A 23,344-nucleotide genomic window follows, 5' to 3' on the forward strand; every position below is an offset into this window, starting at 1 on the left:
GCCGGCTTGCTGGCGAACGCGGTGGGTCAGTTATAGATGGGTTGTCTGCCCCCGGTTCGCCAGCAAGCCGGCTCCTACAGTGGATCGGAGGTAGGACTTGCGGACGGTGGCGTCGGCAAGATGGCCACCGCCCCGCAAGCCGGCCTACAGGAAATACTCAGCATGTTTCGCCATCCGGTGCCATCGACCTTCGCCACAACCTGCGGTCAACTACGCTGCTGACTATCGACTTTGTAGGATTCTGCGACATCTTGGCGGTTGGTGATGCACGGCCCGGCACGTATGATCCTTGACATTTATCCGCAGATTAGAAACCTATGTCCCTGATAGTTCTACTGCTTCTGCCTTTCATCGGCAGCTGTCTGGCGGCGCTCTTGCCGCACAATGCACGCAATAGTGAATCCTTTCTGGCTGGCCTGATTGCCCTCATCGGCGCAATCCAGGTGGCGTTCTGGTACCCGCAGATCGCCCATGGCGGGGTCATTCGCGAGGAGTTCTTCTGGCTGCCCAGCCTGGGACTGAACTTCGTGTTGCGCCTGGACGGTTTCGCCTGGTTGTTCTCGATGCTGGTATTGGGTATCGGCGCGCTGGTGTCGTTGTACGCTCGCTATTACATGTCGCCCGATGACCCGGTGCCGCGATTCTTCTCGTTCTTCCTCGCCTTCATGGGTGCCATGCTCGGGCTGGTAATGTCCGGCAACCTGATCCAGATCGTGTTCTTCTGGGAGTTGACCAGCGTCTTTTCATTTCTGTTGATCGGCTACTGGCACCACCGCGCCGATGCCAGGCGCGGCGCTTACATGGCGCTGATGGTCACCGGCGCTGGCGGTCTGGCGCTGCTGGTCGGAATGATGCTGCTGGGGCATGTGGTCGGCAGCTACGATCTGGATCGGGTGCTGGCCTCGGGCGATGCGATCCGCGCCCATGCGTTGTACCCGGTACTGTTGACCTTGATCCTGATCGGCGCGCTGAGCAAAAGCGCGCAATTCCCTTTCCACTTCTGGCTGCCCCACGCCATGGCCGCGCCGACGCCAGTGTCGGCGTATCTGCACTCGGCGACCATGGTCAAGGCCGGGGTATTTCTGCTGGCACGGCTGTGGCCGGCGTTGTCCGGAAGCGAACAATGGTTCTGGATCGTCGGTGGTGCCGGGGCTTGTACGTTGGTGCTTGGCGCCTACTCGGCGATCTTTCAGACCGACCTCAAGGGCCTGCTCGCCTATTCCACCATTAGCCATCTGGGCCTGATCACCTTGCTGTTGGGCCTCAACAGCCCGCTCGCCGCAGTCGCGGCCGTCTTCCACATCCTCAACCACGCTACGTTCAAGGCCTCGCTGTTCATGGCGGCGGGGATCATCGATCACGAAAGCGGCACCCGCGACATTCGCAAGCTCAGCGGCCTGATAAGACTCATGCCCTATACCGCGACGCTTGCGATGGTCGCCAGCGCGGCCATGGCGGGCGTGCCACTGCTCAACGGCTTTCTGTCCAAGGAAATGTTCTTCGCCGAAACGGTGTTCATCACCTCGACCGCCTGGGTAGAAGCCGCGCTGCCGGTGATCGCCACCATTGCCGGAACTTTCAGTGTCGCGTACTCCCTGCGCTTCACGGTGGACGTGTTCTTCGGCCCGAAAGCCACCGACCTGCCGCACACACCCCATGAACCGCCGCGCTGGATGCGCGTGCCGGTGGAGTTGCTGGTGCTGGCCTGCCTGATCGTCGGCATCTTCCCCGCGCTGTCGGTGGGCCCGCTGCTGGCCGCTGCCGCACAGCCTGTCGTCGGCGGAACCTTGCCCGAGTACAGCCTGGCGATCTGGCACGGCTGGAACGCGCCGATGATCATGAGCCTGATTGCCATGGGCGCGGGGATCATCCTTTATCTGCTGCTGCGTCCGCGTTTCAAGCGCAATCGTTTCGCAGGCCCGCCGCTGATCGGGCGCCTCAACGGCAAGCGCCTGTTCGAGCGCGTGCTGGTGACCAAGTTGCGTGTCGCGCGCGGCCTGGAGGGCCTGCTGACCACACGCCGCTTGCAGGCTCAGCTGTTTCTGATGGTGTTCGTGGCGCTGATCGCAGGCTTCGTGCCGATGTACGACAGTGGCCTGACTTGGGGCCACCGGCCGAAGATTCCGGGCTCCGGGGTATTCGTCATGCTCTGGTTGATCGCCATCGCCTGCGCCCTCGGGGCTGCATGGCAGGCCAAGTACCACCGATTGGCCGCCGTGACCATGGTCGGCGTCTGTGGATTGATGACCTGTGTGACCTTCGTCTGGTTCTCCGCGCCGGATCTGGCCTTGACCCAATTGGCGGTGGAAGTGGTCACCACCGTGCTGATCCTGCTGGGGTTGCGCTGGCTACCCCGGCGTAACGAAAACGTCGCCCCGCCAACCCGCTCGCGCAATCGCGCCAGGGCCCGCCGGGTGCGCGACTTCATCCTTGCCGTCGCGGTCGGCGGTGGCATGGCGCTGCTGTCTTATGCGATGTTGACGCGTCCCACGCCGAATGCGATCTCGGAGTTCTATCTGAGCCGCGCCTTGAGCCAGGGTGGTGGCACTAACGCAGTCAACGTGATGCTGGTGGATTTCCGTGGCTTCGACACGTTCGGCGAAATCACCGTGCTAGCGGTGGTGGCGCTGACCGTTTTCGCGCTGCTGCGTCGTTTCCGTCCGCCGAAGGAAAGCATCGCCCTGCCCGCCCAGCAACGTCTGCTGGCGCGGGATGTGGTCACCGATCTGGTCAACCCGCGCCACGCGACCGATACCGCGCTGGGCTTCATGATGGTGCCCGCTGTGCTGGTGCGCTTGCTGCTGCCGGTGGCGTTCGTGGTTTCGATGTATCTGTTCATGCGCGGTCACAATCAGCCAGGCGGCGGTTTTGTCGCGGGGCTGGTGATGTCGGTGGCGTTCATCCTGCAGTACATGGTCGCCGGCACGCAGTGGGTCGAGGCGCACATGAGCCTGCGCCCGCTGCGCTGGATGGGTACCGGCCTGTTCTTCGCCCTGGCGACGGGGCTCGGTTCAATGCCGCTGGGATATCCGTTCATGACCACCCACACCGCACACCTGCACCTGCCATTGCTGGGTGACATGCACATCGCCAGCGCGCTGTTCTTCGACATCGGCGTGTACGCGGTGGTGGTCGGTTCGACGCTCCTGATCCTCACCGCGCTGGCCCACCAATCGGTGCGCAGCCATCGCCCGACCTCGCTGCCGCAGCCGATCGAGCCCACCCCGCCGGCCACGCCGACAAGCCCTGCCATCTCACAAGGAGCCATCTGATGGAAGAAGTCATCGCCATTGCCATTGGCGTGCTCGCCGCGTCCGGCGTGTGGCTGATCCTGCGCCCCCGGACCTTCCAGGTGGTCATGGGGCTGTGTCTGCTGTCCTACGGCGTCAACCTGTTCATCTTCAGCATGGGCAGCCTGTTCATCGGCAAGGAGCCGATCATCAAGGATGGCGTGCCGCAGGACCTGCTCAACTACACCGATCCCCTGCCCCAGGCGCTGGTGCTTACGGCCATCGTCATCAGCTTCGCCATGACCGCGCTGTTTCTAGTGGTCCTGCTCGCCTCCCGTGGCCTGACCGGCAACGACCATGTGGACGGTCGGGAGAGCAGTGAATGAGTCTGATGAATCAACTGATCATCGCGCCGATCCTGTTGCCGGTGCTGACTGCGGCATTGATGCTCTGGCTGGGCGAAAAACATCGTCCACTCAAAGCGCGGATCAATCTGTTGTCCACCGCGCTCGGCCTGGGCATCGCCATCACCCTGATGGTGTGGGTACAGCAGGCCGGCACCACCGGTTCCATCGGCGTGTACCTGCCGGGCAACTGGGAGTCGCCGTTCGGCATCGTGCTGGTGGTCGATCACCTGTCGGCATTGATGCTGGTGCTCACGGGAATCGTCGCGTTCTGCGCGCTGTTGTTCGCCACGGCGCGCTGGGATCGGGCCGGTGCGAGTTTTCACGCGTTATTTCAGATCCAGTTGATGGGCCTGTACGGCGCGTTTCTGACTGCCGATCTGTTCAACCTGTTCGTGTTCTTCGAGGTCTTACTCGCCGCGTCTTACGGCCTGATGCTGCACGGTTCGGGGCGCGCCCGGGTCTCGACGGGGCTGCATTACATCACTATCAACCTGCTGGCTTCGTCGCTGTTTCTGATTGGCGCAGCGCTGATTTATGGCGTTACCGGGACGTTGAACCTGGCGGATCTGGCAGTGAAGATTCCGCAGGTGTCCGAGGCTGATCTGGGGCTGTTGCATGCGGGCGCGGCGATTCTGGCGGTCGCGTTTCTGGCCAAGGCCGGAATGTGGCCGCTGAACTTCTGGCTGGTGCCGGCCTACTCCGCAGCCAGCGCCCCGGTCGCAGCGCTGTTCGCGTTGATGACCAAGGTCGGCGCCTACACCTTGCTGCGCTTGTGGACGCTGTTGTTCTCCGGTCAGGCGGGGGCCTCGGCGTTCTTCGGCGGCGAATGGCTGATCTGGGGCGGCATGGTGACCCTGGCCGTGGCGGCGATTTCCATTGTTGCGGCCCAGCGACTGGAGCGTATGGCCAGCCTGAGCATTCTGGTATCGGCGGGCATTCTGTTGTCGGCCATCGGTTTCGGCCAACCGAGCCTGACTGCGGGCGCGCTGTTCTATCTGGTCAGCTCGACCCTGGCCCTGAGCGCATTGTTTCTGCTGGCTGAACTCATCGAACGTTCGCGCTCGGCCAATGAAATCCCGCTGGAAGACGACGCCGATCAATTGCCCAAAGCGATGGAGTCACTGCATCCGCTGCCGGGTACCAACCTCGACGACGAACAGAAGGCTCTGGTCGGTCAGGTGATTCCGTGGGCCATGGCATTTCTGGGCCTGAGTTTCATCGCTTGCGCGCTACTGATCATCGGCATGCCGCCATTGTCGGGCTTTCTCGGCAAGCTGACGTTGATCAGCGCCCTGCTCAATCCGTTGGGTCTGGATGGGGCGAAAGACGAAGCCATTCGCGCCGACAGCTGGACCCTGGTGACACTGTTGATCGTTTCGGGGCTGGCCTCGCTGTTCGCCTTCGTGCGCGTGGGTATCAAGCGTTTCTGGACGGCGCAGGATCGTCCTTCGCCAGCGCTGCGTCGCAACGAATGCATTCCCATCGCGCTATTGCTGGGCGCCTGCATCGTCCTCACCTTCAAGGCTCAGGGTTTGCTGCATTACACCCAAGACACCGCCCAAGCCCTGCATGATCCGCAGCAATATGTGCTGTCGGTCATGGCAGCCCGACCCGTGCCCTCGCCGAGTACCGCAGCCGCCGAGGTGCAGCCATGAAGCGTCTGTTCCCTGCGCCATTGTTGTCGCTGTCGTTGTGGGCCTTGTGGTTGCTGCTGAACCTGTCGTTGAGCGCGGGCAATCTGATCCTCGGCGCGTTGCTGGGCTTGCTTGCGCCGATCATCTTTGCCCCGTTGCGCCCGCTGCCGGCCCGGATTCGCAGGCCGGGGGTGGCGGTGAAACTGTTTTTCCTGGTGGGACGTGACGTCTTGGTTTCGAACCTGGCAGTGGCCTGGGGCGTGTTGCGCGCAGGTCACAAGCCGCCGCGTTCTACCTTCGTCAAGCTGCCGCTGGATCTGCATGACGCCCACGGTCTGGCGGCGCTGGCAATGATTTGCACCGTGGTTCCGGGCACCGTCTGGTCGGAACTGGCGCTGGATCGCAGCGTGCTGTTGCTGCACGTGTTCGATCTGGACGACGAGGCGCAGTTCATCGAGCACTTCAAGACCACCTACGAACGTCCGCTGATGGAGATCTTCCAATGAGCCCGCTGCTCGCCAACGCGATCCTGCTCAGCCTGTCGCTGTTCACCGTCGCGATGATTCTGACCCTGATCCGCCTGTTCAAAGGCCCGTCGGCGCAGGATCGGGTTCTGGCACTGGATTATTTGTACATCCTGGCGATGCTGATGATGCTGGTACTAGGGATCCGTTATGCCAGTGACACGTACTTCGAGGCGGCGCTGTTGATCGCGCTGTTCGGCTTCGTCGGCTCGTTCGCCCTGGCCAAATTCCTGCTGCGCGGCGAGGTAATCGAATGAATTCGCTGCATGTTTTGCCATTCTTGGCCGAGGTGCTGACGGCGGTGCTGTTGGTCTTGAGCAGCCTGTTCGCCTTGACCGGCGCCCTTGGACTGTTGCGCATGAAAGATTTCTTCCAGCGCATGCACCCGCCTGCCTTGGCCTCGACGATTGGCGCGTGGTGCGTGGCACTGGCATCGATTGTGTATTTCTCGGCGTTGAAGGAAGGGCCTGTGTTGCACGCGTGGCTGATCCCGATTCTGTTGGCGATCACGGTGCCAGTGACGACGTTGTTGCTGGCGCGCACGGGGTTGTTTCGCAAGCGGATGGCGGGAGATGCCGATGTGCCGCCGGAGGTTTCCGAGGGACGGCATGAGGGGAAGTAATTGTGGTGCTTTTGGCGGGAATACGTCCTGACGTCCGGATATTTCGCCTGCGTCGAGTTATCTGGAAAAGCCGGAATGCCGGACCCGATCCACTGTAGGAACCGGCTTGCTGGTGAACCCGTTGTGTCAGGTGGCCTATCCGCAATGGACCCACCGCATTCGCCAGCGAGCCGGCTCCTACAAGTTTTGCGGGGTATCGGAAATGAGCGATCCACACATCACTGTGGGAGCGAATTCATTCGCGAGAGGGCAGTACAGACGACACAGCTTTATCATCTGGAAATCTTTCGCGAATGAATTCGCTCCCACATGAGGAGGTGTGTTTGCCGCAAAAGAAGGTGCTCGCCCTCAAAGTCGCGAGTCGCTGGGCCTTTGATCTTGCTCTTCGTGCGCGATAATCCAGACACCGACAAACGCGACTGGGGTGCAGGTCGAACGCAGGCAATGCGCAGTAGGCCGAGCGGCATGGATGCCCTGGCGCCGCCCGCCCAGTGCCAATTTGTCACACCCCGCTCATCGCCTCACTTCTGCTACATTTCTGCGCCATGAAACTGGCCCGCTCAGACCGACACTTGATCGCATGGATGCTGTATTGCTGCGTCCTGTTCAACGTGTTCGCCTGCAGCATCGGTCATGGCCAGATGGTCGGGATGCAGCTCAACGGTATCGGCGGAGAGTTCTGCTCCACCGACGGCCGTGCGCTGGCGGTCGATCAGTTCAAGCCCGGCGAACAGAAACTGCCAACGCTGTCGGCGGCCTTTGGTTGCCCGCTCTGCTCCACCGGCGGGATGGGGCCAACCCTGAATTCCAGCCTGACCCTTGCCATTCTCCCCGAACAACACAGCCCGCCGCCTGCGGTGGTGGCTTCCTATGAAATCCCTTCGGCCTTTCACTGGCCCACGGCCAATCCCCGCGCCCCGCCTGTTTTCCTGATCTGACTTCAGCCCCTAAACGACCCCGTCTTACAGACGCTGCCCGGTGGTGGCCGTCTGTTTTCTATTCGTTGTCTGCCTTGACGTCTTCGCGAGCACGCTCGCTCCCACAGCCTGGGCGAGGTTCGCTTCCGTGGAAGCACGCTTGCTTGCGAAGACGCCAGGACAGACATCGGAAAGGACAGGGTTCGCTCGAACTCATTTCAGGTTCTCACCATGAAACGTATCCCCCTGCTCGCCGGTTTTATCGGCGCCCTCACCCCTGTCGTCCACGCCCAATCCACCATCGACCTGGCGCCCGTCACGGTCACCGGTGACGAACAGCCCACTTCAGGCCTTGATCTGGAACAACAAGCCGCCAGCGCCACCCACCTGGGTTTGAGCCTGCGCCAGACACCCGCCTCTGTCGCCGTCGCCAGCCGCTCGGACATCGAACGTCACGGCGCGCAGAATTTTCAGGACGCCGCGAATGCCCTGCCCGGCGTCAACGCCAGCGCGCCGCCAGGGTTTGGCGGGTTCATCTCGTATCGAGGATTCACCAGCAGTCAGGTCACGCAGATGTTTAACGGCATCAACGTCGCCACCGGTCTGGCCCGGCCGGTCAATAGCTGGATCTACGATCGGGTCGAGTTGCTGGGTGGGCCGTCTTCGCTGATGAACGGAGCAGGCTCGGTGGGCGGCTCGCTGAACTACGTCACCAAACTGGCGGACCGCGATGAACTGGCGGCCGAGGGACGCATCAGCTACGGCAGTTACGACACCACGCAAACGGCCTTCGGCCTGAACCATCGGCTGAGCGATCCGACCTCTGACATCCAGCACTACGCCAGGCTCGATGTCAGCCACACCACCAGCAACGGCTACATCGATCGTCAGGAAAACGATGCCTGGAACGTGGCCTTTTCCCTGCTCAGCGACCTCACGCCTGACCTGTCCCACACCCTGGCGCTGGAATATCAGGATGAACACGAGGACAGCCCGTATTGGGGCACACCGGTGCTGAACCCGAAGGTCGGTGAATTGAAAATCGATAAGCACGACCGCTTGCGTAACTACAACGTCGACGATGGGCTATACGAACAACGGACGCGCTGGGTGCGCTCGATCATCGATTACCGCATCGACGATGCCACCACCCTGCGTAACACCCTGTATCACCTGGACAGCCAGCGCGACTACCGCAATCTGGAGACCTATCAGTACAACGCCGACAACAGCGCCATCAACCGCTCGACGGCCTATCTGGTGCGTCACGAAGGCACTCAGGGCGGCGATCAGTTCGAGCTGCGCCACGAGAGCAGCCTGCTGGGTATGGCCACAACCTGGGCGGGGGGCTTCGAATACAAGGTCAACAGCACCACCAATAACCCGTGGAATGTGCCGGCCAACAACAGCGTGGACCCGAACCATTTCGACCCCGGTCACTTCTACGATTTGCCGGGCACGCGGCAGGGTTTCGACAAGGACAAGACCAACGAGGTGACGACCAAGGCGGTGTTCGTGGAGAACCACCTGGCGTTCAATGATCAGTGGTCGCTGGTGACCGGCCTGCGTTACGAAGACATCGATCTGGACGTGACCAATCATCGTGAGGTGACCGCCAGCAACCCGCGCCATCTGCGTCGCGACTGGCAACCGGTCACTGGCCGCGCCGGGGTGATCTGGCAGTTTCTGCCAACGGCCAACGTCTATCTGCAGTACAGCACCGCTGCCGAACAACCGAGCGGTACACAGAACTTCGACGTTTCCACCGGCAAGCAATGGGAAATCGGCAGCAAGCTCGACTACCTGCAAGGCCGCGGTTCGGCGACCCTCGCCGCCTACACGATCGAGCGCAAGGATTTCGCCATTACCGACCCGCAGGATCCGACCAACAGCATTCCGGTGGGCCAGCAATCGTCGCGGGGTGTCGAACTGGCAAGCTCGCTGCGCATCACCCCCAAGCTGCTGCTGGAAGGCAATGTCGCCTGGGTCGACGCGCAATACGACGAGTTCAGCGAGAAAAACGCCGCCGGGGTGGTGGTCTCGCGAAAGGGCAACATGCCGACCAACGTGCCGGATCGCGTCGGCAATCTATGGCTGACCTACGACTTCACGCCTAACTGGCAGGGCGGCGTGGACGCTCGCTATGTGGCGTCGGTCTACGCGGATAACGCTAATACCCAAACGGTGCCGTCCTACACGCTGTATGGCAGTTTCCTGACCTTTAAATTCGACCCACACACATCGATCACCGCGCGGGTGCGCAACCTTACTGACAAGGTGTATGCGCGATTCGCCCATGTGTCACCGGCGTACTACCTGGGTGAGCCGCGAACCTTTGAACTGGCGGTGCAAACGCGTTTCTGAAACAGTGGCGCGTGTCGAGGCTGGCAACTTATTCGCTGGCCTTGAACACCAGTTCACCCTTGCGCCATTTGGCGGCCTTGGCGGTTGCGACCTTGAGGATCTTGCTCAGCCCCAGCTGAATCTGCTCGTGGGCGGCAAAGACCATGAACACGCTGTGCGACTCCTTGAACACGATGCCGTGACCTTCGGGCACATCGACGAACGCGTATTCGCCCAGGCCGTAGATGGTCATCTTGATGTCGCGAAAGCGGATCTCGAACTTGCCGCCTTCGCGGCTGGGCAAGACGGCGGCGCGAAAATGATCGCCGACTTTCAGTTCCAGACGGGGTTTGTCATCGACCACCAGCGCGGTTTCGGTGTCGATTTCGGACATATAGATGCCTTCGGGGGACTGCTCGATGACATAGACGAAACGTGCCTGGAACTGCTTTACCAACTTCGCGCGCAAATCTCCGAGCACGAATAACGCATGGGTATCCAGATTACTTACTGCCAATGTACAAACTCCCAACCTGATATGAACTCGCCCGGCAAGAGGCCAGGCAAGGAAAAGACAAGACAATGAAAACAGTGCGTCGCGGGTGCCGGACGCTGGCACGAAGGTGGATTCTACCGGCTGAGAGTCTATACGGGATATATACCTTTCGTCCGTAATGTAGCTGTTTTTGTACAACAACCCTCCTGATGGCCTGTGTCCAATCGGCTGCAAGAGCCGGACGACGAGGGCTGAATCGTTAAGGCAAATGCTTAGAACTCTTGCCCGCTCCGCGCACTCAGATGAATGACTGACAACACCAATCGGGGCTGCGGCCCGCCCGGGAGACATCATGGACCTCACACCACCGACGCTTGAAAAATTGTTCGAACAACTGGGCCTGGATGCCGATCAGGCCAGCATCGACCGCTTCGTCAGCGAACATCAACTGCCCGATGACGTGAAGCTGATCGATGCCCAATTCTGGACACCGCAGCAAGCGCGCTTTCTGAAGGAAGAGCTGCGGGACGATGCCGATTGGGCACCCGTAGTAGACGAACTTAATACACTGCTGCATCCGCAAAAATAGCTCGAATCGCTTGACGTGCGAGCGGCCACGCTCAGGTCGCCTGCACGCCTGCGAAAAACTTCACGGCCGGTAACCTGGCCGGGACAGATTAGGAAACCGCTGCCGGCCCTCAGCGGCGGGCGCATGCACGAACAGGCTGTCCACCAACGCTCCACGTCGACCCAGCGTGGCGTTCCAGTGGGCGGAACAGTGGATGTAGCGTCGATACAATAGCTGCAATTCCTCCGGCGACAACTCCTCGCCCTGCCCGCGCGCGTAGGCCATCAGCTTCACTGCGATGCCTCGCAATTCCGGAGGAAGGCTCAGGTCGGCACGATCCGGTATCGGCCTGAACGGTACGCCTTCATCGCACGCCAGCCCGTGCATCACCCGCAGATACACCCGCGACAAGTGACCGAACACCCGTCGTTGAAGCTTAACGCTCGCCACGACAGTCTTCATTCCACGGCCGCGCTGCCCCAACCGTTCGAAACACTCGACGCTGATCGAGGCTGTGTCATCCTTGGGATCGATCCAGCGCTGGGCGTCCAGGCAACCCATTTCGGCATGAGTCTGCAGCCAGGCATCGGTGGCATCGAACGGGGTGCCGGCGCTGACCAGACTGCGCCGGGGCCGGGTCAGCGACACCGTTTCCACAGTTTGCGGTTGATAGCCTCCGCCGATATCCGAGTGGCTGCCAGGTACCACGATTTCTCGCGGCCAGTCCGGTGCCACGCTGTTGAGCGCGAAATTGCGTCGGTACTCATCAGCCGCCACCAGATGCAGCACCTGCTGCGCACACCCCGGAGGCAGGAACAGATTGACCCGCGCGTTAGTGGCGTCGCGGACGTTGCCAAGGTCGGAGATGCCCCCGACCGCCGCAACCGTGTCAAACAGGCCGATGACCTTCAGACGCACACTTCCGGCGCCCCAGGAAAAGTCCGTCGACAAAGGCAGTTTGCGAGGGTCGAGTACGGGGCCGAGCAACCCCCGCGACTGTTTGAGCACTTCATTGGCCAGATGGCGGGCCGCTGCAGCGCCGCGACTGAAACCGAACAGATCAAATTCCAGACCGGCGATGACGCAGCCCGGATTGTGAATTTCAAATGCACTTAGAAAAACGCTTATCTTTTTCACGCTGCTGGCAACTTTGGCGACAACACCGGTATAGCCGCGGCCAAACCCTTGCCCCGAGACGCGTGAATCCCGCCCTCCAGAAGTAGTGCCAATACCGCCGACATAAATGGATTCATAAACCCCGAGTCCGGAGCCTTCATTTAGTGCCTGGGGTTGATGTTTATAAAGGTCGGCCAGTCTTGCGATATTGGTCAGATCATTGCTGTAACTACTGGACGGATCGCAATGGCGACCCCCGCACTCCTTGATATGCGCACCGTTATAGATTTCTGCCATTGCCTGACAGTCGGCACCGATCTGGCTGTTGATACGGTTGTTGCCCGTGCCGTCGAAGAACACACCGATTCGCACAACGACCCGCAGTTTGCCGGCTGCGCCACGTGACCCTGTACCTGAGTGTAGTGCTGTCATATATAAACCACCTGTGAATACCAATCAAAATCCGAACAATCTTTTTACATATTCGGACATATAACTCACAGAATGCTCTTACATATAGAATCGTCAAGGCACGGAAATCAACTTCGGAAACTTCCCACTTAACTATCGGACTATTTAAAATTTTATTTCCAGACTTCCCACAGCATTAGCGGCACAAACTTACAGGCAACAAAAATACATATACGGAAAGAGAATTTGCAAACAGCGGAAAAATATTACTTCGCCATTTTTCTTGTGAGCACAACTAAGCGAGACCTTGAGCCTGTCCAGGCCTCGCTTGCCGATAATCAGGATCAGCGGGAACCGTTGGCACCCTCCGGTTTGTAACCCAGGCGCAACCCTCCCCAATGTCGGCCCTTGACCATGATCGGCACCGACAAATCGTGCATCAGCTCGCCGGTATCTCGGGTGTAGGTTTGCAACAGCACCGGCTGTTGGTGGCTGCCGCACCGAATTCCGGTGCGATCGTCGAACTTGCGCTTGGTACGGTTCTGTACGGTATCGACAGCAGCGTCGCCAGTCAGCGGCTTGCTGAACGCTTGATTGTGGGTCGGCACGTAACCCTGCTGCGTGCAGGCAATGGCGAATACCAGGCCTTCATGGCGGGGTAGCAGCGGCTCCTGGATGGCTGGCAGAACCTGATCGGTGTAGCGGTCGAAGCGGGTCTGGTACTTGGCCGGCGAGCTGTTGGCGACCGGCTGATAGTGGCGGTCGAACAGATCGTCGAGACTGACGCGGCGCTGGTCGATGTCCTCCTCGAACTTGCGCGCAATCTGGCTCGCCCCTTCACGCGCCAGGTCGTAGATGCGCTGGTGATAGTCATCCAGGCCAACCTCGGCCAGCCGCTCACTGATGGTTTCGGCCTGCCCCTCCATTTGCACGGCGGATTTGGCCAATTGGCGGGTCTGGTCATCGCTGATGGCCAGATCGCTGCGCATCTGCTCGACCGCCACGAACAGGCTGCTCAACTGAGCCTGGTTGGTCTCGGCGCCCAAGGCGATCTCGTTGACTTGCCCTTCCACCCCAGCGGCCAGTTTCGCGATACTCGCCAGTTGACGGCCAGTCGTTTCCACCTGCTCGACGCCGTCGTTCAGATCTCCGGACAACTGACGGATCTGTTCAACCACTTGAGCGGTGCGCTGCTGAATGTCGGCGACCATCTGTCCGACTTCGCCAGTGGCCGTTGCCGTTCGCCCCGCCAGCCCGCGCACTTCATCGGCGACTACCGCGAAACCGCGCCCGTGCTCACCGGCCCGCGCCGCCTCGATAGCCGCGTTGAGCGCCAACAGGTTGGTCTGGCTGGCGATCGACTGGATGACGGAAGTGACCCGCTGAATGTCTTCGCTGCGTTGGCTGAGGGCTTCGATCAACTGTCGGCTGCTGTCGGCGCGTTGGCTGAGCTGATGCATCAGGGTAATGGAGTCATTGAGCACGTTCATGCCAGCGTCACTGCTCTGCCGGACTTCGCTGGCCGCGCTCAAGGCTTGCTGACTTAGCGAGGAGGTCGCCCGCTCGGTGGTGATCATCACATCGGCGCTGCTGACGATCTGCTCGGCGGCATCGACCTGGGATTGCAGTTTGCTCGCCAGTTGCTGAACCGAAAATGCCACGGCCGCGGCAGACAATGCGTTGTGGCTGGTGCTGCGAGACAGGTCGCGAGTCAGCCGTTCGAGAGCGTCGTCCTGCATGTCCGCAGGCGCGGGCAACGTACGGGGAACCAGAACGCGGGGCAGCCACAGGATCAGCAGGCCCACCGGCAGGCAGGCATACACCGACACATCGCCCCAAGCCAGGGTCGCCAACAGCAGGCATAACGCGACACTCTGCAGCGTGGGCGTCAGCCAGCGCCTGGTTGCGACGGGAGGCCTGACGGCCGACGATTGCAATTGCGGGGAAAGCGTCCCTGTGTAACTTTCATCAGCAGCCATATCCTTGACCCACCCTGCTTATCATTATTGAAAGCATTAAACGTCAGATAGCGGCCATGCGCCATGAGCCGTTGGTGGTAGGCGGTCGGATTTATGGTAATCACGGAGTTCAAGGTGTTGCCCTGACCAGTACCCGGACTCTTGCCCGGACAAAAGAGCAGACGATAAAAGGCCCGACTGCCCATGAAGGGCAGTCGGGCCATGCAGTCATACCAGCCGGATCAGGCTTGACGCTGGTGGCGGTCGATCTGTTCGTGGCGTTCCTGGGCTTCGATGCAGTATTTGGTGGTCGGGCTGATCAGCAGACGCTTCAGGCCGATAGGCTCACCACTGTCATCGCACCAGCCAAAAGTGTCTTCGGCGATACGGGTCAGCGCCATTTCCAGCTGTGGCAGCATGCGCTGGTCGCGGTCGATCACATTGACCAGCCAGTGACGCTCTTCTTCGACGGAAGCGGCATCAGCGGGATCAGCCGGGGTGTCCAGGCTTTCGATAGCGATACGGCTCTGCTCGATGCGCTCGTGGATTTCCACTTTCATGGCTTGCAGCAGCTCGATGAAGAAAGCGTGTTGCTCCGCGTTCATGTAGTCATCGGCCGGCATCGCCAGCAACTTTTCCTTGGTCATTGATTTCTCTATAAAAAACGTGCATTAAGGCGAATCAAGGGAGCGCCTTGGTCCAGCTGTCACAGCCGCCGTAGTCTCCAAGCGCCACTGGCACTCAATTTACGAGGGGCGGCAGTCTAAGGCCGGGTTTCGTACTCGGCAACATAATTGAACAAGATTCGCTCAACAAGCCCCCAAATCCCCGCTGGCGTTGAGGGGAACCGATGTTTCAATTCATTGCCAGCGTGCCAGTACATCCCTGTAGCAGTCCGGTTTGCCGGCGCCGGCGATCTTGAAAACGCCACCGCTGGCAAACCGGACTGCTATAGGGTCAGCCACAAAATCGTGATGGTCTCTGACCGGCCATATTCACTTCGGTTCAAACCGCCATAAAACAAAAAAGGGCCTGAACCAGGCCCCTTTCTACAATTCATCAAACCCTCAGCGCTTGAGCTTGCGCTTGTTGCGGTATTGGTCGATGACCACCGCGACTACGATAATCAGCCCTTTGATGATGTCTTGTACATAGGCATCGACACCGACGAAGGTAAATCCGCTGGCCATCACCCCGAGAATCAGCGCGCCGATCACGGTCCCGGTGATGCGCCCGACGCCCCCGGACAGACTCGTGCCGCCGATCACCGCTGCGGCGATCGCGTCCAGCTCGTAGGAAACCCCCATCCCTGCCTGCCCCGTGGCAGCCCGCGCCGAAGCCACCACGCCGGCCAGCCCAGCCAGCAGGCCTGCGATGCTGTAGACGATCACAAGATGCCGCTTGACGTTGATCCCGGAGGTGCGCGCCGCCTGCATGTTGCCGCCGATGGCGTAGGTGTACTTGCCGTATTTGGTGTAGCGCAGGGCGATGTGGAAGATCACCGCCACCACCAGAAAGATGATCACCGGCATCGCACCTTGGCCTATGGCGGTGTAGGAATCATTGAGCATGCTCACTGGCTGACCGCCGGTATAGAAGCGCGCCAGGCCACGCGCCGACACCATCATGCCAAGGGTGGCGATGAACGGTGGAATCCCGGTAATGGCGATGATGCTGCCGTTGATCGCCCCTGCCAGCAGTCCGACCCCGAGTCCCGCAGCAATGGGTATCCACACCGGCAGGTCGGTCAGCGAGGGGAACACGGCGCGGGTGTAGTCGGACGATTGCGCAAGGCTCGCCGCGATCATCGCCGTGAGCGCCAGGACCGAGCCCGATGACAAGTCGATACCGGTGGTGATGATCACCTGGGTCACGCCGATGGCGATCATGCCGATGATCGATACCTGCAGAATCATCAGCACCAGACGCTGGGAGTTCATCAGAAAGCTCTGATCACGCACGACCCAGCCGAACACCTCGAAGATCAGGCCGATGCCGATCAGCACCAGAAAGATGCTCAGTTCGGTGGGCATCCGGCGTTTGTGTCTGGTCGGCGCCAGGGCGGGCTTGTTTTCCAGTATCGCGTTCATCTTCATACGTGCCTCTTGTTCTTGTTCGGCCCTTGATGGGTCACTGGCAAGTTGGCCATCAGTGAATCGAATTCCCCGAAGCCAAGTGCATCACCCGCTCCTGAGTTGCGTCGGCACGGTCCAGCGTGCCCATCATTTCGCCTTCGTGCATGACCATCACGCGATCGCTCATGCCCAGCACTTCCGGCAGTTCCGAAGAAATCATGATCACCGCCATGCCTTCGCTGGCGAGCAGGGAAATCAGCCGATAGATCTCGGCCTTGGCGCCGACGTCTATGCCGCGGGTCGGCTCATCGAGGATCAGCACCCGGGGATTGGTCATCAACCAGCGCGCGAGCAAGGCTTTCTGCTGGTTGCCGCCGGACAACGTATCGATGCACTGTTCCAGCGACGGCGTCTTGACCCGCAGCTTTTTGCACATGTCTTCGCACAACGTGCGCAGCGCTTTCTGATGCACGAAGCCGTTGCCGACGTAATGCGGCAGCACGGCCATCTCCATGTTTTCCAAGACCGAAAGGCAGGGAAACAAGCCACTAAGCTTGCGGTCTTCGGTCAACAGGGCGAAGCCTTTCTCTATGGCGAAATGCGGATCGCTAACCTTGATCGGCGCGCCATCGAGTTGAATTTCACCCCGGGTGCAAGGGGTGATGCCGAAGATGGTTTCGGCGACGTTGGTGCGCCCCGAGCCCATCAATCCGGCGATGCCCAGCACTTCACCGGCATGCAGATCGAAGGAAACGCCTTCGAAGACGCCATCGAGCGACAGGTCGCGCACCGACAGCAGCAGCTTGCCGATGGGCGTGTCTCGTTCGGGAAACAATTGAGTCAGCTCGCGGCCAACCATCATCGAGATCAGGCTATCGCCGTTCATGCTGTCGGCCCGTTGCAGGCCGATATAGGCGCCGTCGCGAAACACCGCGACTTCGTCGGCGATGGCGAACACTTCATTCATTTTGTGGGTGATGTAGATGATGCCCTTACCCTGCGCGCGCAGGTCGGCAATGATCGAAAACAGGTGCGCCACTTCCTTCTCGGTAATGGCCGACGTCGGCTCGTCCATGATCAGCACGTCCGAGTCGTAGGACACCGCCTTGGCAATCTCGACCATTTGCCGCTCGGCGATGCTCAGGTTGCCGACCTGTTCTTCGGGATCGAGGTTGATACGCAGCCGCTCCAGCAGCTCGGAGGTGCAGCGGTGCATGGCGCGGTGATCGACCATGTGCAGGCCGTTGAGCTGCTCACGGCCGATCCAGATGTTCTCGGCGATGCTCATGTGCGGCATCAGGTTGAGTTCCTGGTGAATCATCGCGATGCCTGACTGCAGCGCCGCCAGTGGTGTGTCGAACACCACTGGCTTGCCACGCAGACGAATCTCGCCAGCGTCGGGCTGGTAGATCCCGGCGATGATTTTCATCAGAGTGGACTTGCCCGCGCCGTTCTCACCCATCAGTGCCAGCACGCTGCCGGGCCGCACGCGCAGCTCCACGTTATCCAGCGCCACCACGCCAGGGAAACCTTTGCTGATGTTGCTGATTTCCAGCAGGTAAGGATGCTCGGCAGCGGACGCAGCGACATCAGGCGTTACGTCGGGGATGGCGGCAATCGAGCCAGTAGCGGAAGCGAACATGGTCACAGGCTCCTCAAGTGACATCGGTGGCAGAGGGTCGGTAGCACCGCCCTCCGCGTCCGGTCAGTTGTCGTGATGTGAACGTTATTTGAAGGTATTGACGTTTTCCGGAGTGATCAGCTTGAAAGGGATCACGATGGCCTGCTGCGGTAACGCTTCCTTCTTCGCCAGCTTCACGGCCGCATCGATGGAACCCTCGCCCTGGCCTTTGGCGTCCTGGAATACCGAGACCGTCAACTGGCCCTTCTGCACTGCGCTCAAACCGTCTGGCGTACCGTCCACGCCCGCAACCAGCACGTCGCCCTGTTTTTTGCCAGCCTGTTTCAAGGCCATGGCAGCGCCGATGGCCATCTCGTCGTTGTTGGAAACCACCGCGCTGAAATCGCGGCCTTGAGTCAGCCAGTTATTGGTGATGTCCATGCCTTTCTGCCGGCCCCAGGCGCCTTCCTGCTCTTCGGCGATCTTGATGTCGGGATATTTTTTAAGCACCTCTTTCACGCCCTCGGTGCGGTCGCGGGTCGAGTTGTTCGACAGCTCACCGAGCAGAATCACGATGGTGCCCTTGCCATCCAGTTTCTTGGCCAGATACTCCATCTGCAAACGGCCGGCTTCCTTGTCGTCCGAGGTGACCGAAGCAACACCTGCGGGCAGTTTCGGATCATCAGGGCGACGGTTGACGTAGACCAGCGGGATGCCCGCAGCGATGGCGGCTTTGGTGATACGCGCAGTGGCAGCGGTGTCGACAGGGTTGACGATCAGGGCGTCGACCTTCTTGCCGATCAGCTCCTGAACCTGATCGAGCTGTTTGTTCACGTCGTTGCGGCCGTCGACGAATTGCAGATCAACGCCACCCATATCCTTGGCTTTCTTACCCATGTCTTCGCGCATGTAGGTCAGGTAGGTGTCATCGAACTGGGACATGGCGACGCCGATCTTCAGGTCAGCCGCCAGGGTTGCGCCGCTGCTGAGCATCAGGGCCAGTGCCAGAGAGGTAAAACGAGCTTTGGTGTTCATGAACGGTCTTTCTCCAAATTCTTGTTGTTGTAGTGAATTGGCTAACGACTGCTGGTGTTCAACGGCTTGTTTATTGGATGGGGGCGGTTTGTCGAGAGAAGTGCGGACTGGAAAAGTGCGCGACCGAGGCCGCCGAAGCGCCGCAGACCATGACGCCGTGGCTTTGAACGCACAGCACGCGAGCAACGGTTTCGAGGGATCGATCAAGCGCGATGACAATGACGGGTTTGATACGCGAGACAACGCGGGAAGGAGCAAGCAAAGAACGTGATGCGGACCGGCAAGCCTTGGCGGCATGTTTGAAAATATTCATCGACGGTACCTGTCTTTTTTGGCTTTCTTGTTTTTGTTTCGTTCGTCCGGCCTGGTGTCCCGGGGCTGGATATCAGCCTAGGCACATCAGGTGGGGACGGCGATAGTCGGCAACCTGGAAATGACTCTATTGGAAAATAATTTCTACTTCAACCAGTTTTAGAATTTATTTCTATTTTGGTTTTGATCGACTCGTCACCTCGTTCCAAAGACAGCCGCAGGCCCCCCTGTGGGCGCGAATTCATTGGCGATTGGCCGGTGAAACCGATGCATTTATGTCGGCCGAACAATTTTTCGCGAATGAATTCGCTCCCACAGAGTGTCGGCTGTCGCACCCATTCGTATTCATACGAAAGCCCCCTATATCCCCAGTCCTGATCCCGCAGAGCGAACCCATGACCTGGCAACCCCACATCACCGATTACCCTGTGGGAGCGAATTCATTGGCGATTGGACAGTACAGCCGATACATCTCTATCGCCTGACACATTGCATCGCGAATGAATTCGCTCCCACAGGTTTGAAACGTGGCGTGCCTGTCACAGCTCCACAACCCTGCCTTCCAACGCACTGATGCGGGCGGCATCCAACACCTTTGCCGATGCCACAGCCTCCCGCGCATCCACCGGATTGCGCCCCTGATTCACCACCGCATCCTGCAGCTGGCGATAGAACTCGGTCCAGCAACCGCGCTCGGACGGCACGCGTTCGCGGTGCTCGCCCTGTTCGAACCAGCCCCAGCGCCGATGCTCTTCCACTCCCCAGCGTTCACCTTCGGATTTGGGCGATAAACCGGCCAACGCCGCCGCTTCCTGACCATCGAGGCCATCAACGGTATAGCAGCCCTGCGAGCCGTTGACCCGAAACCGTGGTCCCTGGGCATTTTGCAGACAGCTGCCCCACAAATGCGACGTTACTCCGCTGGCATGAATCAGCGAAACGAAGAAGCCGTGATCGACCTTTTTCTCGGGCGTGGCGAATTCCAGTTCTGCATAAACCCGCGTCACCGGCCCGAACAACAGCAATGCCTGGTCCACCAGATGGCTGCCGAGGTCCCGCAGAATCCCGCCGCCGCTCTCCTTGCCCACCGATGATGGCGAATAGCGCTCGACCCGGGACTCGAAGCGCGTGATCTGGCCCAGCACGCCCTGATCGATCAGCTTGCGTACGGTAAGAAAATCCGAGTCCCAACGACGGTTCTGATAAACGCCGAGCAATACACCACGTCGTTCGGCGGCATCCACCAGCGCTTGGGCTTGTTGGGCATCGGGCGCGAAAGGCTTGTCGCTGACCACCGGCACGCCGAGTTCGATAGCTTCGAGAATCAACGCCCGGCGCGACGCCAGCGGGGTGGAAATCACCACAGCGTCGATACCAGCAGCGACCATGTCGGCCAGGCTGTCGAACGCCGGGACTTTGGGGTAATCGTTTTGTAGATCCTGGCGTCGTTCGGGGGAGCGTGTCACGACCCCGGCGAAGGTGGCGCCGGGCAGACTGGCCAGCAACGGCGCATGAAAAAAACGCCCGCCCTTGCCGTAGCCGATGAGTCCGATTTTCATATAAAACCCTCTGTCCATATTGCTGGAAGAATGTGCTTTGGATAAACGCGATCCATGCCCCTGGATCAATGTGCCTGAATGAACGCGATCCATGCCCATGGATAAATGTGCCTGGACGACCGCGATCATGCTCCTGGGATAAATGTGCCTGAATGAACGCGATCCATGCCCCTGGATCAATGTGCCTGAATGAACGCGATCATGCTCCTGGGATAAATGTGCCTGAATGAACGTGAGCCCCTGTAGGAGCCGGCTTGCTGGCGAAAGCGGTGTGTCAGTCGCCTTAACCGGTACAGATGCTCCACGTTCGCCAGCAACCGGCCCCTACAAGGACCTCATACATCAGTAGTGCGATCAGCCAGGCCCAAATGGACCACGACATTCATAATTGCGAACAGCGACCCAGCCCGAAGAGAACCCTGCGCATCAATATTTACGGGCCCTGGCCAGCATCGCTTTCTGCCGCTCATAAGCCTCGGCCGTGGTACCGGTGGTCGACACTTCGGCCACGCCCACGCGCCACCATGACAGGTAACCGTGAATCATGGTCTTGGGCAGTACCTTGATGTCGATCAGCGTCGAGACCGTCTGCTTGCGCGCATCGATCAATGCCGCTTCCAGTTCCTCGGCGGTCTTCACCTTATAAGTCTTGCAGCCATAAGCCGCCGCGCTCATGGCGAAGTCCACCGGGACGAAGTCGCCATCGAGCAGCCCGGTTTCGGGGTTGCGGAAACGGAACTCGGTGCCGAAGCTGCCCATGCCATTGCCCATCTGCAGGTTGTTGATGCAACCGAAGGCCATGTTGTCCAGCAGCACCACATTGATCTTGCGCCGCTCCTGAATCGAGGTCGCCAGCTCCGAATGCAGCATCATGTACGAGCCATCGCCCACCAGCGCGTAGACCTCACGCTCCGGCGCAGCCATCTTCGCGCCCAGCGCGGCATTCACCTCGTAGCCCATGCACGAATAGCCGTACTCGACGTGATAGCTGTCGACACTGGTGCTGCGCCATGCCCGTTGCAGATCGCCCGGCAGACTGCCCGCCGCAGCGACGATCACGGCATCCTCGGGCAATTGCTGATTGAGCAGGCCAAGCACGCGACTTTGCGTCAGGCACGAGCCAGTCATTTCTATGAAATCGCGCAACACCTGTGGATCGAGATGCCCGGCGACTTCCGGTTCGAAATCCTGAGTCTGGTATTCGACGGCATACAGGCGATCCACTTCGACCTCCAGCGCCGCCCGTGCCTGTCGCGGCTCATCGCCCCACTGCGTGCGGTAGTCGTCCAGGCCGTCAGCCAACGCCTGCAACGCCAGTTGCGCGTCGGCCAACACCTGCACGCCGTCGAGCTTCTGCACATCGAAGGCGCCGACATTGAGGTTGAGAAACTGCACGTCCGGATTCTGGAACAGCGATTTGGAACCGGTAGTGAAGTCGCTGTAACGGGTGCCAACGCCAATGATCAGGTCCGCTTCGCGCGCCAGGGTATTGGCCGCCAGTGAACCGGTCTCGCCGATGCCGCCCATGTTCAGCGGATGGGCCGAGACGATGGCGCTCTTGCCGGCCTGGGTTTCGCTGAAGGGAATGTCGAAGCGCTCGGCGAAGTCCTGCAGCTGCGCCGCGGCGCCGGAATAGCGCACGCCACCGCCACAGATCAGCAGCGGTTTGCGCTTGCGCTTGAGCAGCGCCAGGGCGTCCTTGAGCATGGCCTGGGTCGGCGGACGCCGGTCGATGCGATGCACGCGTTTTTGCAGGAACGAATCGGGATAGTCATAGGCCTCGCCCTGTACGTCTTGCGGCAAGGCCAGGGTGACAGCGCCGGTTTCGGCCGGGTCGGTGAGCACGCGCATGGCGTTCAGCGCGGCGCTCATCAATTGTTCAGGGCGGTTGATACGGTCCCAGTATTTGCTTACAGCCTTGAACGCGTCGTTGGTGCTGATGCTCAGGTCATGGAACTGTTCGATCTGTTGCAGCACCGGATCCGGCTGGCGGCTGGCATACACATCACCCGGCAACAGCAACAGCGGGATGCGGTTGGCCGAGGCGGTGGCAGCGGCGGTAATCATGTTCGCCGCGCCAGGACCGACCGAGGACGTACAGGCGTAGATCTTGCGCCGCAGGTGTTGCTTGGCAAAGCCCATGGCGGCGTGACACATGCCTTGTTCGTTGCGACCCTGATGCACGATCAGCTCGCCGCTGTCCTGCTCCAGCGCCTGCCCCAGGCCCAGCACGTTGCCGTGGCCGAAAATGGTAAACACCCCAGCGACGAATTTGCTCTGCACGCCGTCGACTTCGACGTACTGGTTATCGAGAAACTTCACCAGGGCCTGGGCCATGGTCAATCGTGTCGTGGTCATGCTTGCACCTTGTTGTTATTGGAGGTGATGAGGCGTCGTGCACATCCTGTCAGCTCACCGAGATTCCTTGTAGCGGCCGGCTTGCTGGCGAACGCGGTGGGTCAGACACAAATGACAGGCCTGACGTGCCCGGTTCGCCAGCACGTCGGCTCCTACAG

At 60.2% G+C, this 23,344-nt stretch carries 19 protein-coding genes; 9 read left to right on the forward strand and 10 right to left on the reverse strand.

Features of this window, described 5'->3' with window-relative positions; all coding sequences use genetic code 11:
• Positions 1–317: 317 nt before the first annotated feature.
• From ACRER8_RS08220 to ACRER8_RS08255, 8 genes are all read left to right on the forward strand, one after another.
• Entirely contained in the window at positions 318–3,272 is a 2,955-nt protein-coding gene (locus ACRER8_RS08220; RefSeq protein ID WP_431745840.1) for a monovalent cation/H+ antiporter subunit A, read from the forward strand.
• Positions 3,272–3,616 (forward strand): Na+/H+ antiporter subunit C, encoded by a 345-nt coding sequence (locus ACRER8_RS08225; RefSeq protein ID WP_081568723.1) that lies wholly within the window; start codon positions 3,272–3,274, stop codon positions 3,614–3,616. Before ACRER8_RS08220 ends, ACRER8_RS08225 begins: the two co-directional genes overlap by 1 nt.
• Entirely contained in the window at positions 3,613–5,292 is a 1,680-nt protein-coding gene (locus ACRER8_RS08230; RefSeq protein WP_431745841.1) for a monovalent cation/H+ antiporter subunit D, read from the forward strand. The genes ACRER8_RS08225 and ACRER8_RS08230 overlap by 4 nt, the downstream gene beginning before the upstream one ends.
• Entirely contained in the window at positions 5,289–5,777 is a 489-nt protein-coding gene (locus ACRER8_RS08235) for a Na+/H+ antiporter subunit E (RefSeq protein ID WP_431745842.1), read from the forward strand. The genes ACRER8_RS08230 and ACRER8_RS08235 overlap by 4 nt, the downstream gene beginning before the upstream one ends.
• Positions 5,774–6,052: a K+/H+ antiporter subunit F gene (locus ACRER8_RS08240; RefSeq protein WP_431745843.1), complete on the forward strand. Its 279-nt coding sequence runs from the start codon at positions 5,774–5,776 to the stop codon at positions 6,050–6,052. Before ACRER8_RS08235 ends, ACRER8_RS08240 begins: the two co-directional genes overlap by 4 nt.
• Positions 6,049–6,417 carry a Na+/H+ antiporter subunit G gene (locus tag ACRER8_RS08245; RefSeq protein WP_431745844.1) on the forward strand — a complete coding sequence of 123 codons (369 nt, stop codon included), beginning with the start codon at positions 6,049–6,051 and terminating at the stop codon, positions 6,415–6,417. Before ACRER8_RS08240 ends, ACRER8_RS08245 begins: the two co-directional genes overlap by 4 nt.
• Positions 6,418–6,962: 545 nt before the next feature.
• The gene (locus ACRER8_RS08250) at positions 6,963–7,355 is read left to right on the forward strand and encodes a DUF2946 domain-containing protein (protein WP_431745845.1); all 393 of its coding nucleotides are present in this window, start codon (positions 6,963–6,965) and stop codon (positions 7,353–7,355) included.
• 210 nt (positions 7,356–7,565) lie between these two features.
• Positions 7,566–9,698, forward strand: coding sequence for a TonB-dependent receptor (locus ACRER8_RS08255; protein WP_431745846.1), 2,133 nt, complete (start codon positions 7,566–7,568; stop codon positions 9,696–9,698).
• Positions 9,699–9,726: 28 nt separating this feature from the next.
• Here ACRER8_RS08255 and ACRER8_RS08260 read toward each other — a convergent pair whose 3' ends face one another.
• Positions 9,727–10,194 carry a hypothetical protein gene (locus tag ACRER8_RS08260; RefSeq protein ID WP_431745847.1) on the reverse strand — a complete coding sequence of 156 codons (468 nt, stop codon included), beginning with the start codon at positions 10,192–10,194 and terminating at the stop codon, positions 9,727–9,729.
• A gap of 331 nt (positions 10,195–10,525) precedes the next feature.
• On the opposite strand from ACRER8_RS08260, the gene ACRER8_RS08265 reads away from it, so the two are divergent.
• Positions 10,526–10,762 (forward strand): DUF2789 domain-containing protein, encoded by a 237-nt coding sequence (locus ACRER8_RS08265; RefSeq protein WP_431745848.1) that lies wholly within the window; start codon positions 10,526–10,528, stop codon positions 10,760–10,762.
• Between the two features lie 60 nt (positions 10,763–10,822).
• Here the strand turns inward: ACRER8_RS08265 and ACRER8_RS08270 are convergent, their stop codons facing one another.
• The 9 genes from ACRER8_RS08270 to iolD all read right to left on the reverse strand — a co-directional run bounded on the left by ACRER8_RS08270 (position 10,823) and on the right by iolD (position 23,186).
• The gene (locus tag ACRER8_RS08270) at positions 10,823–12,289 is read right to left on the reverse strand and encodes a T6SS phospholipase effector Tle1-like catalytic domain-containing protein (protein ID WP_431745849.1); all 1,467 of its coding nucleotides are present in this window, start codon (positions 12,287–12,289) and stop codon (positions 10,823–10,825) included.
• Positions 12,290–12,612: 323 nt separating this feature from the next.
• Positions 12,613–14,247, reverse strand: coding sequence for a methyl-accepting chemotaxis protein (locus ACRER8_RS08275; protein ID WP_431745850.1), 1,635 nt, complete (start codon positions 14,245–14,247; stop codon positions 12,613–12,615).
• Between the two features lie 221 nt (positions 14,248–14,468).
• Positions 14,469–14,873, reverse strand: a complete 405-nt coding sequence (locus ACRER8_RS08280) for a TraR/DksA family transcriptional regulator (RefSeq protein WP_166597929.1) — start codon at positions 14,871–14,873, stop codon at positions 14,469–14,471.
• Between the two features lie 420 nt (positions 14,874–15,293).
• Positions 15,294–16,316 carry an ABC transporter permease gene (locus tag ACRER8_RS08285; RefSeq protein WP_431745856.1) on the reverse strand — a complete coding sequence of 341 codons (1,023 nt, stop codon included), beginning with the start codon at positions 16,314–16,316 and terminating at the stop codon, positions 15,294–15,296.
• Between the two features lie 58 nt (positions 16,317–16,374).
• Positions 16,375–17,943 carry a sugar ABC transporter ATP-binding protein gene (locus ACRER8_RS08290; protein WP_431745851.1) on the reverse strand — a complete coding sequence of 523 codons (1,569 nt, stop codon included), beginning with the start codon at positions 17,941–17,943 and terminating at the stop codon, positions 16,375–16,377.
• Positions 17,944–18,027: 84 nt separating this feature from the next.
• Positions 18,028–18,957 (reverse strand): sugar ABC transporter substrate-binding protein, encoded by a 930-nt coding sequence (locus ACRER8_RS08295; protein ID WP_431745852.1) that lies wholly within the window; start codon positions 18,955–18,957, stop codon positions 18,028–18,030.
• A 70-nt stretch (positions 18,958–19,027) separates the two neighbouring features.
• Positions 19,028–19,270 carry a hypothetical protein gene (locus tag ACRER8_RS08300; RefSeq protein ID WP_431745853.1) on the reverse strand — a complete coding sequence of 81 codons (243 nt, stop codon included), beginning with the start codon at positions 19,268–19,270 and terminating at the stop codon, positions 19,028–19,030.
• 538 nt (positions 19,271–19,808) lie between these two features.
• Positions 19,809–20,828: a Gfo/Idh/MocA family protein gene (locus ACRER8_RS08305; RefSeq protein ID WP_431745854.1), complete on the reverse strand. Its 1,020-nt coding sequence runs from the start codon at positions 20,826–20,828 to the stop codon at positions 19,809–19,811.
• A 426-nt stretch (positions 20,829–21,254) separates the two neighbouring features.
• A complete protein-coding gene (gene iolD / locus ACRER8_RS08310) occupies positions 21,255–23,186 on the reverse strand; it encodes a 3D-(3,5/4)-trihydroxycyclohexane-1,2-dione acylhydrolase (decyclizing) (RefSeq protein ID WP_431745855.1) in 1,932 nt (643 codons plus the stop codon).
• Between the last annotated feature and the right edge of the window lie 158 nt (positions 23,187–23,344).

Source organism: Pseudomonas sp. (genome assembly GCF_050739935.1).
Classification (GTDB): Bacteria; Pseudomonadota; Gammaproteobacteria; order Pseudomonadales; family Pseudomonadaceae; genus Aquipseudomonas.

Excerpts from the sequence above, each read along its gene's own strand:
- ACRER8_RS08220 (WP_431745840.1), top strand. The coding sequence starts at position 318 with ATGTCCCTGATAGTTCTACTGCTTCTGCCTTTCATCGGCAGCTGTCTG.
- ACRER8_RS08225 (WP_081568723.1), top strand. The coding sequence starts at position 3,272 with ATGGAAGAAGTCATCGCCATTGCCATTGGCGTGCTCGCCGCGTCCGGC.
- ACRER8_RS08230 (WP_431745841.1), top strand. The coding sequence starts at position 3,613 with ATGAGTCTGATGAATCAACTGATCATCGCGCCGATCCTGTTGCCGGTG.
- ACRER8_RS08235 (WP_431745842.1), top strand. The coding sequence starts at position 5,289 with ATGAAGCGTCTGTTCCCTGCGCCATTGTTGTCGCTGTCGTTGTGGGCC.
- ACRER8_RS08240 (WP_431745843.1), top strand. The coding sequence starts at position 5,774 with ATGAGCCCGCTGCTCGCCAACGCGATCCTGCTCAGCCTGTCGCTGTTC.
- ACRER8_RS08245 (WP_431745844.1), top strand. The coding sequence starts at position 6,049 with ATGAATTCGCTGCATGTTTTGCCATTCTTGGCCGAGGTGCTGACGGCG.
- ACRER8_RS08250 (WP_431745845.1), top strand. The coding sequence starts at position 6,963 with ATGAAACTGGCCCGCTCAGACCGACACTTGATCGCATGGATGCTGTAT.
- ACRER8_RS08255 (WP_431745846.1), top strand. The coding sequence starts at position 7,566 with ATGAAACGTATCCCCCTGCTCGCCGGTTTTATCGGCGCCCTCACCCCT.
- ACRER8_RS08265 (WP_431745848.1), top strand. The coding sequence starts at position 10,526 with ATGGACCTCACACCACCGACGCTTGAAAAATTGTTCGAACAACTGGGC.
- ACRER8_RS08270 (WP_431745849.1), bottom strand. The coding sequence starts at position 12,289 with ATGACAGCACTACACTCAGGTACAGGGTCACGTGGCGCAGCCGGCAAA.
- ACRER8_RS08275 (WP_431745850.1), bottom strand. The coding sequence starts at position 14,247 with ATGGCTGCTGATGAAAGTTACACAGGGACGCTTTCCCCGCAATTGCAA.
- ACRER8_RS08280 (WP_166597929.1), bottom strand. The coding sequence starts at position 14,873 with ATGACCAAGGAAAAGTTGCTGGCGATGCCGGCCGATGACTACATGAAC.
- ACRER8_RS08285 (WP_431745856.1), bottom strand. The coding sequence starts at position 16,316 with ATGAACGCGATACTGGAAAACAAGCCCGCCCTGGCGCCGACCAGACAC.
- ACRER8_RS08290 (WP_431745851.1), bottom strand. The coding sequence starts at position 17,943 with ATGTTCGCTTCCGCTACTGGCTCGATTGCCGCCATCCCCGACGTAACG.
- ACRER8_RS08295 (WP_431745852.1), bottom strand. The coding sequence starts at position 18,957 with ATGAACACCAAAGCTCGTTTTACCTCTCTGGCACTGGCCCTGATGCTC.
- ACRER8_RS08300 (WP_431745853.1), bottom strand. The coding sequence starts at position 19,270 with ATGAATATTTTCAAACATGCCGCCAAGGCTTGCCGGTCCGCATCACGT.
- ACRER8_RS08305 (WP_431745854.1), bottom strand. The coding sequence starts at position 20,828 with ATGAAAATCGGACTCATCGGCTACGGCAAGGGCGGGCGTTTTTTTCAT.
- iolD (WP_431745855.1), bottom strand. The coding sequence starts at position 23,186 with ATGACCACGACACGATTGACCATGGCCCAGGCCCTGGTGAAGTTTCTC.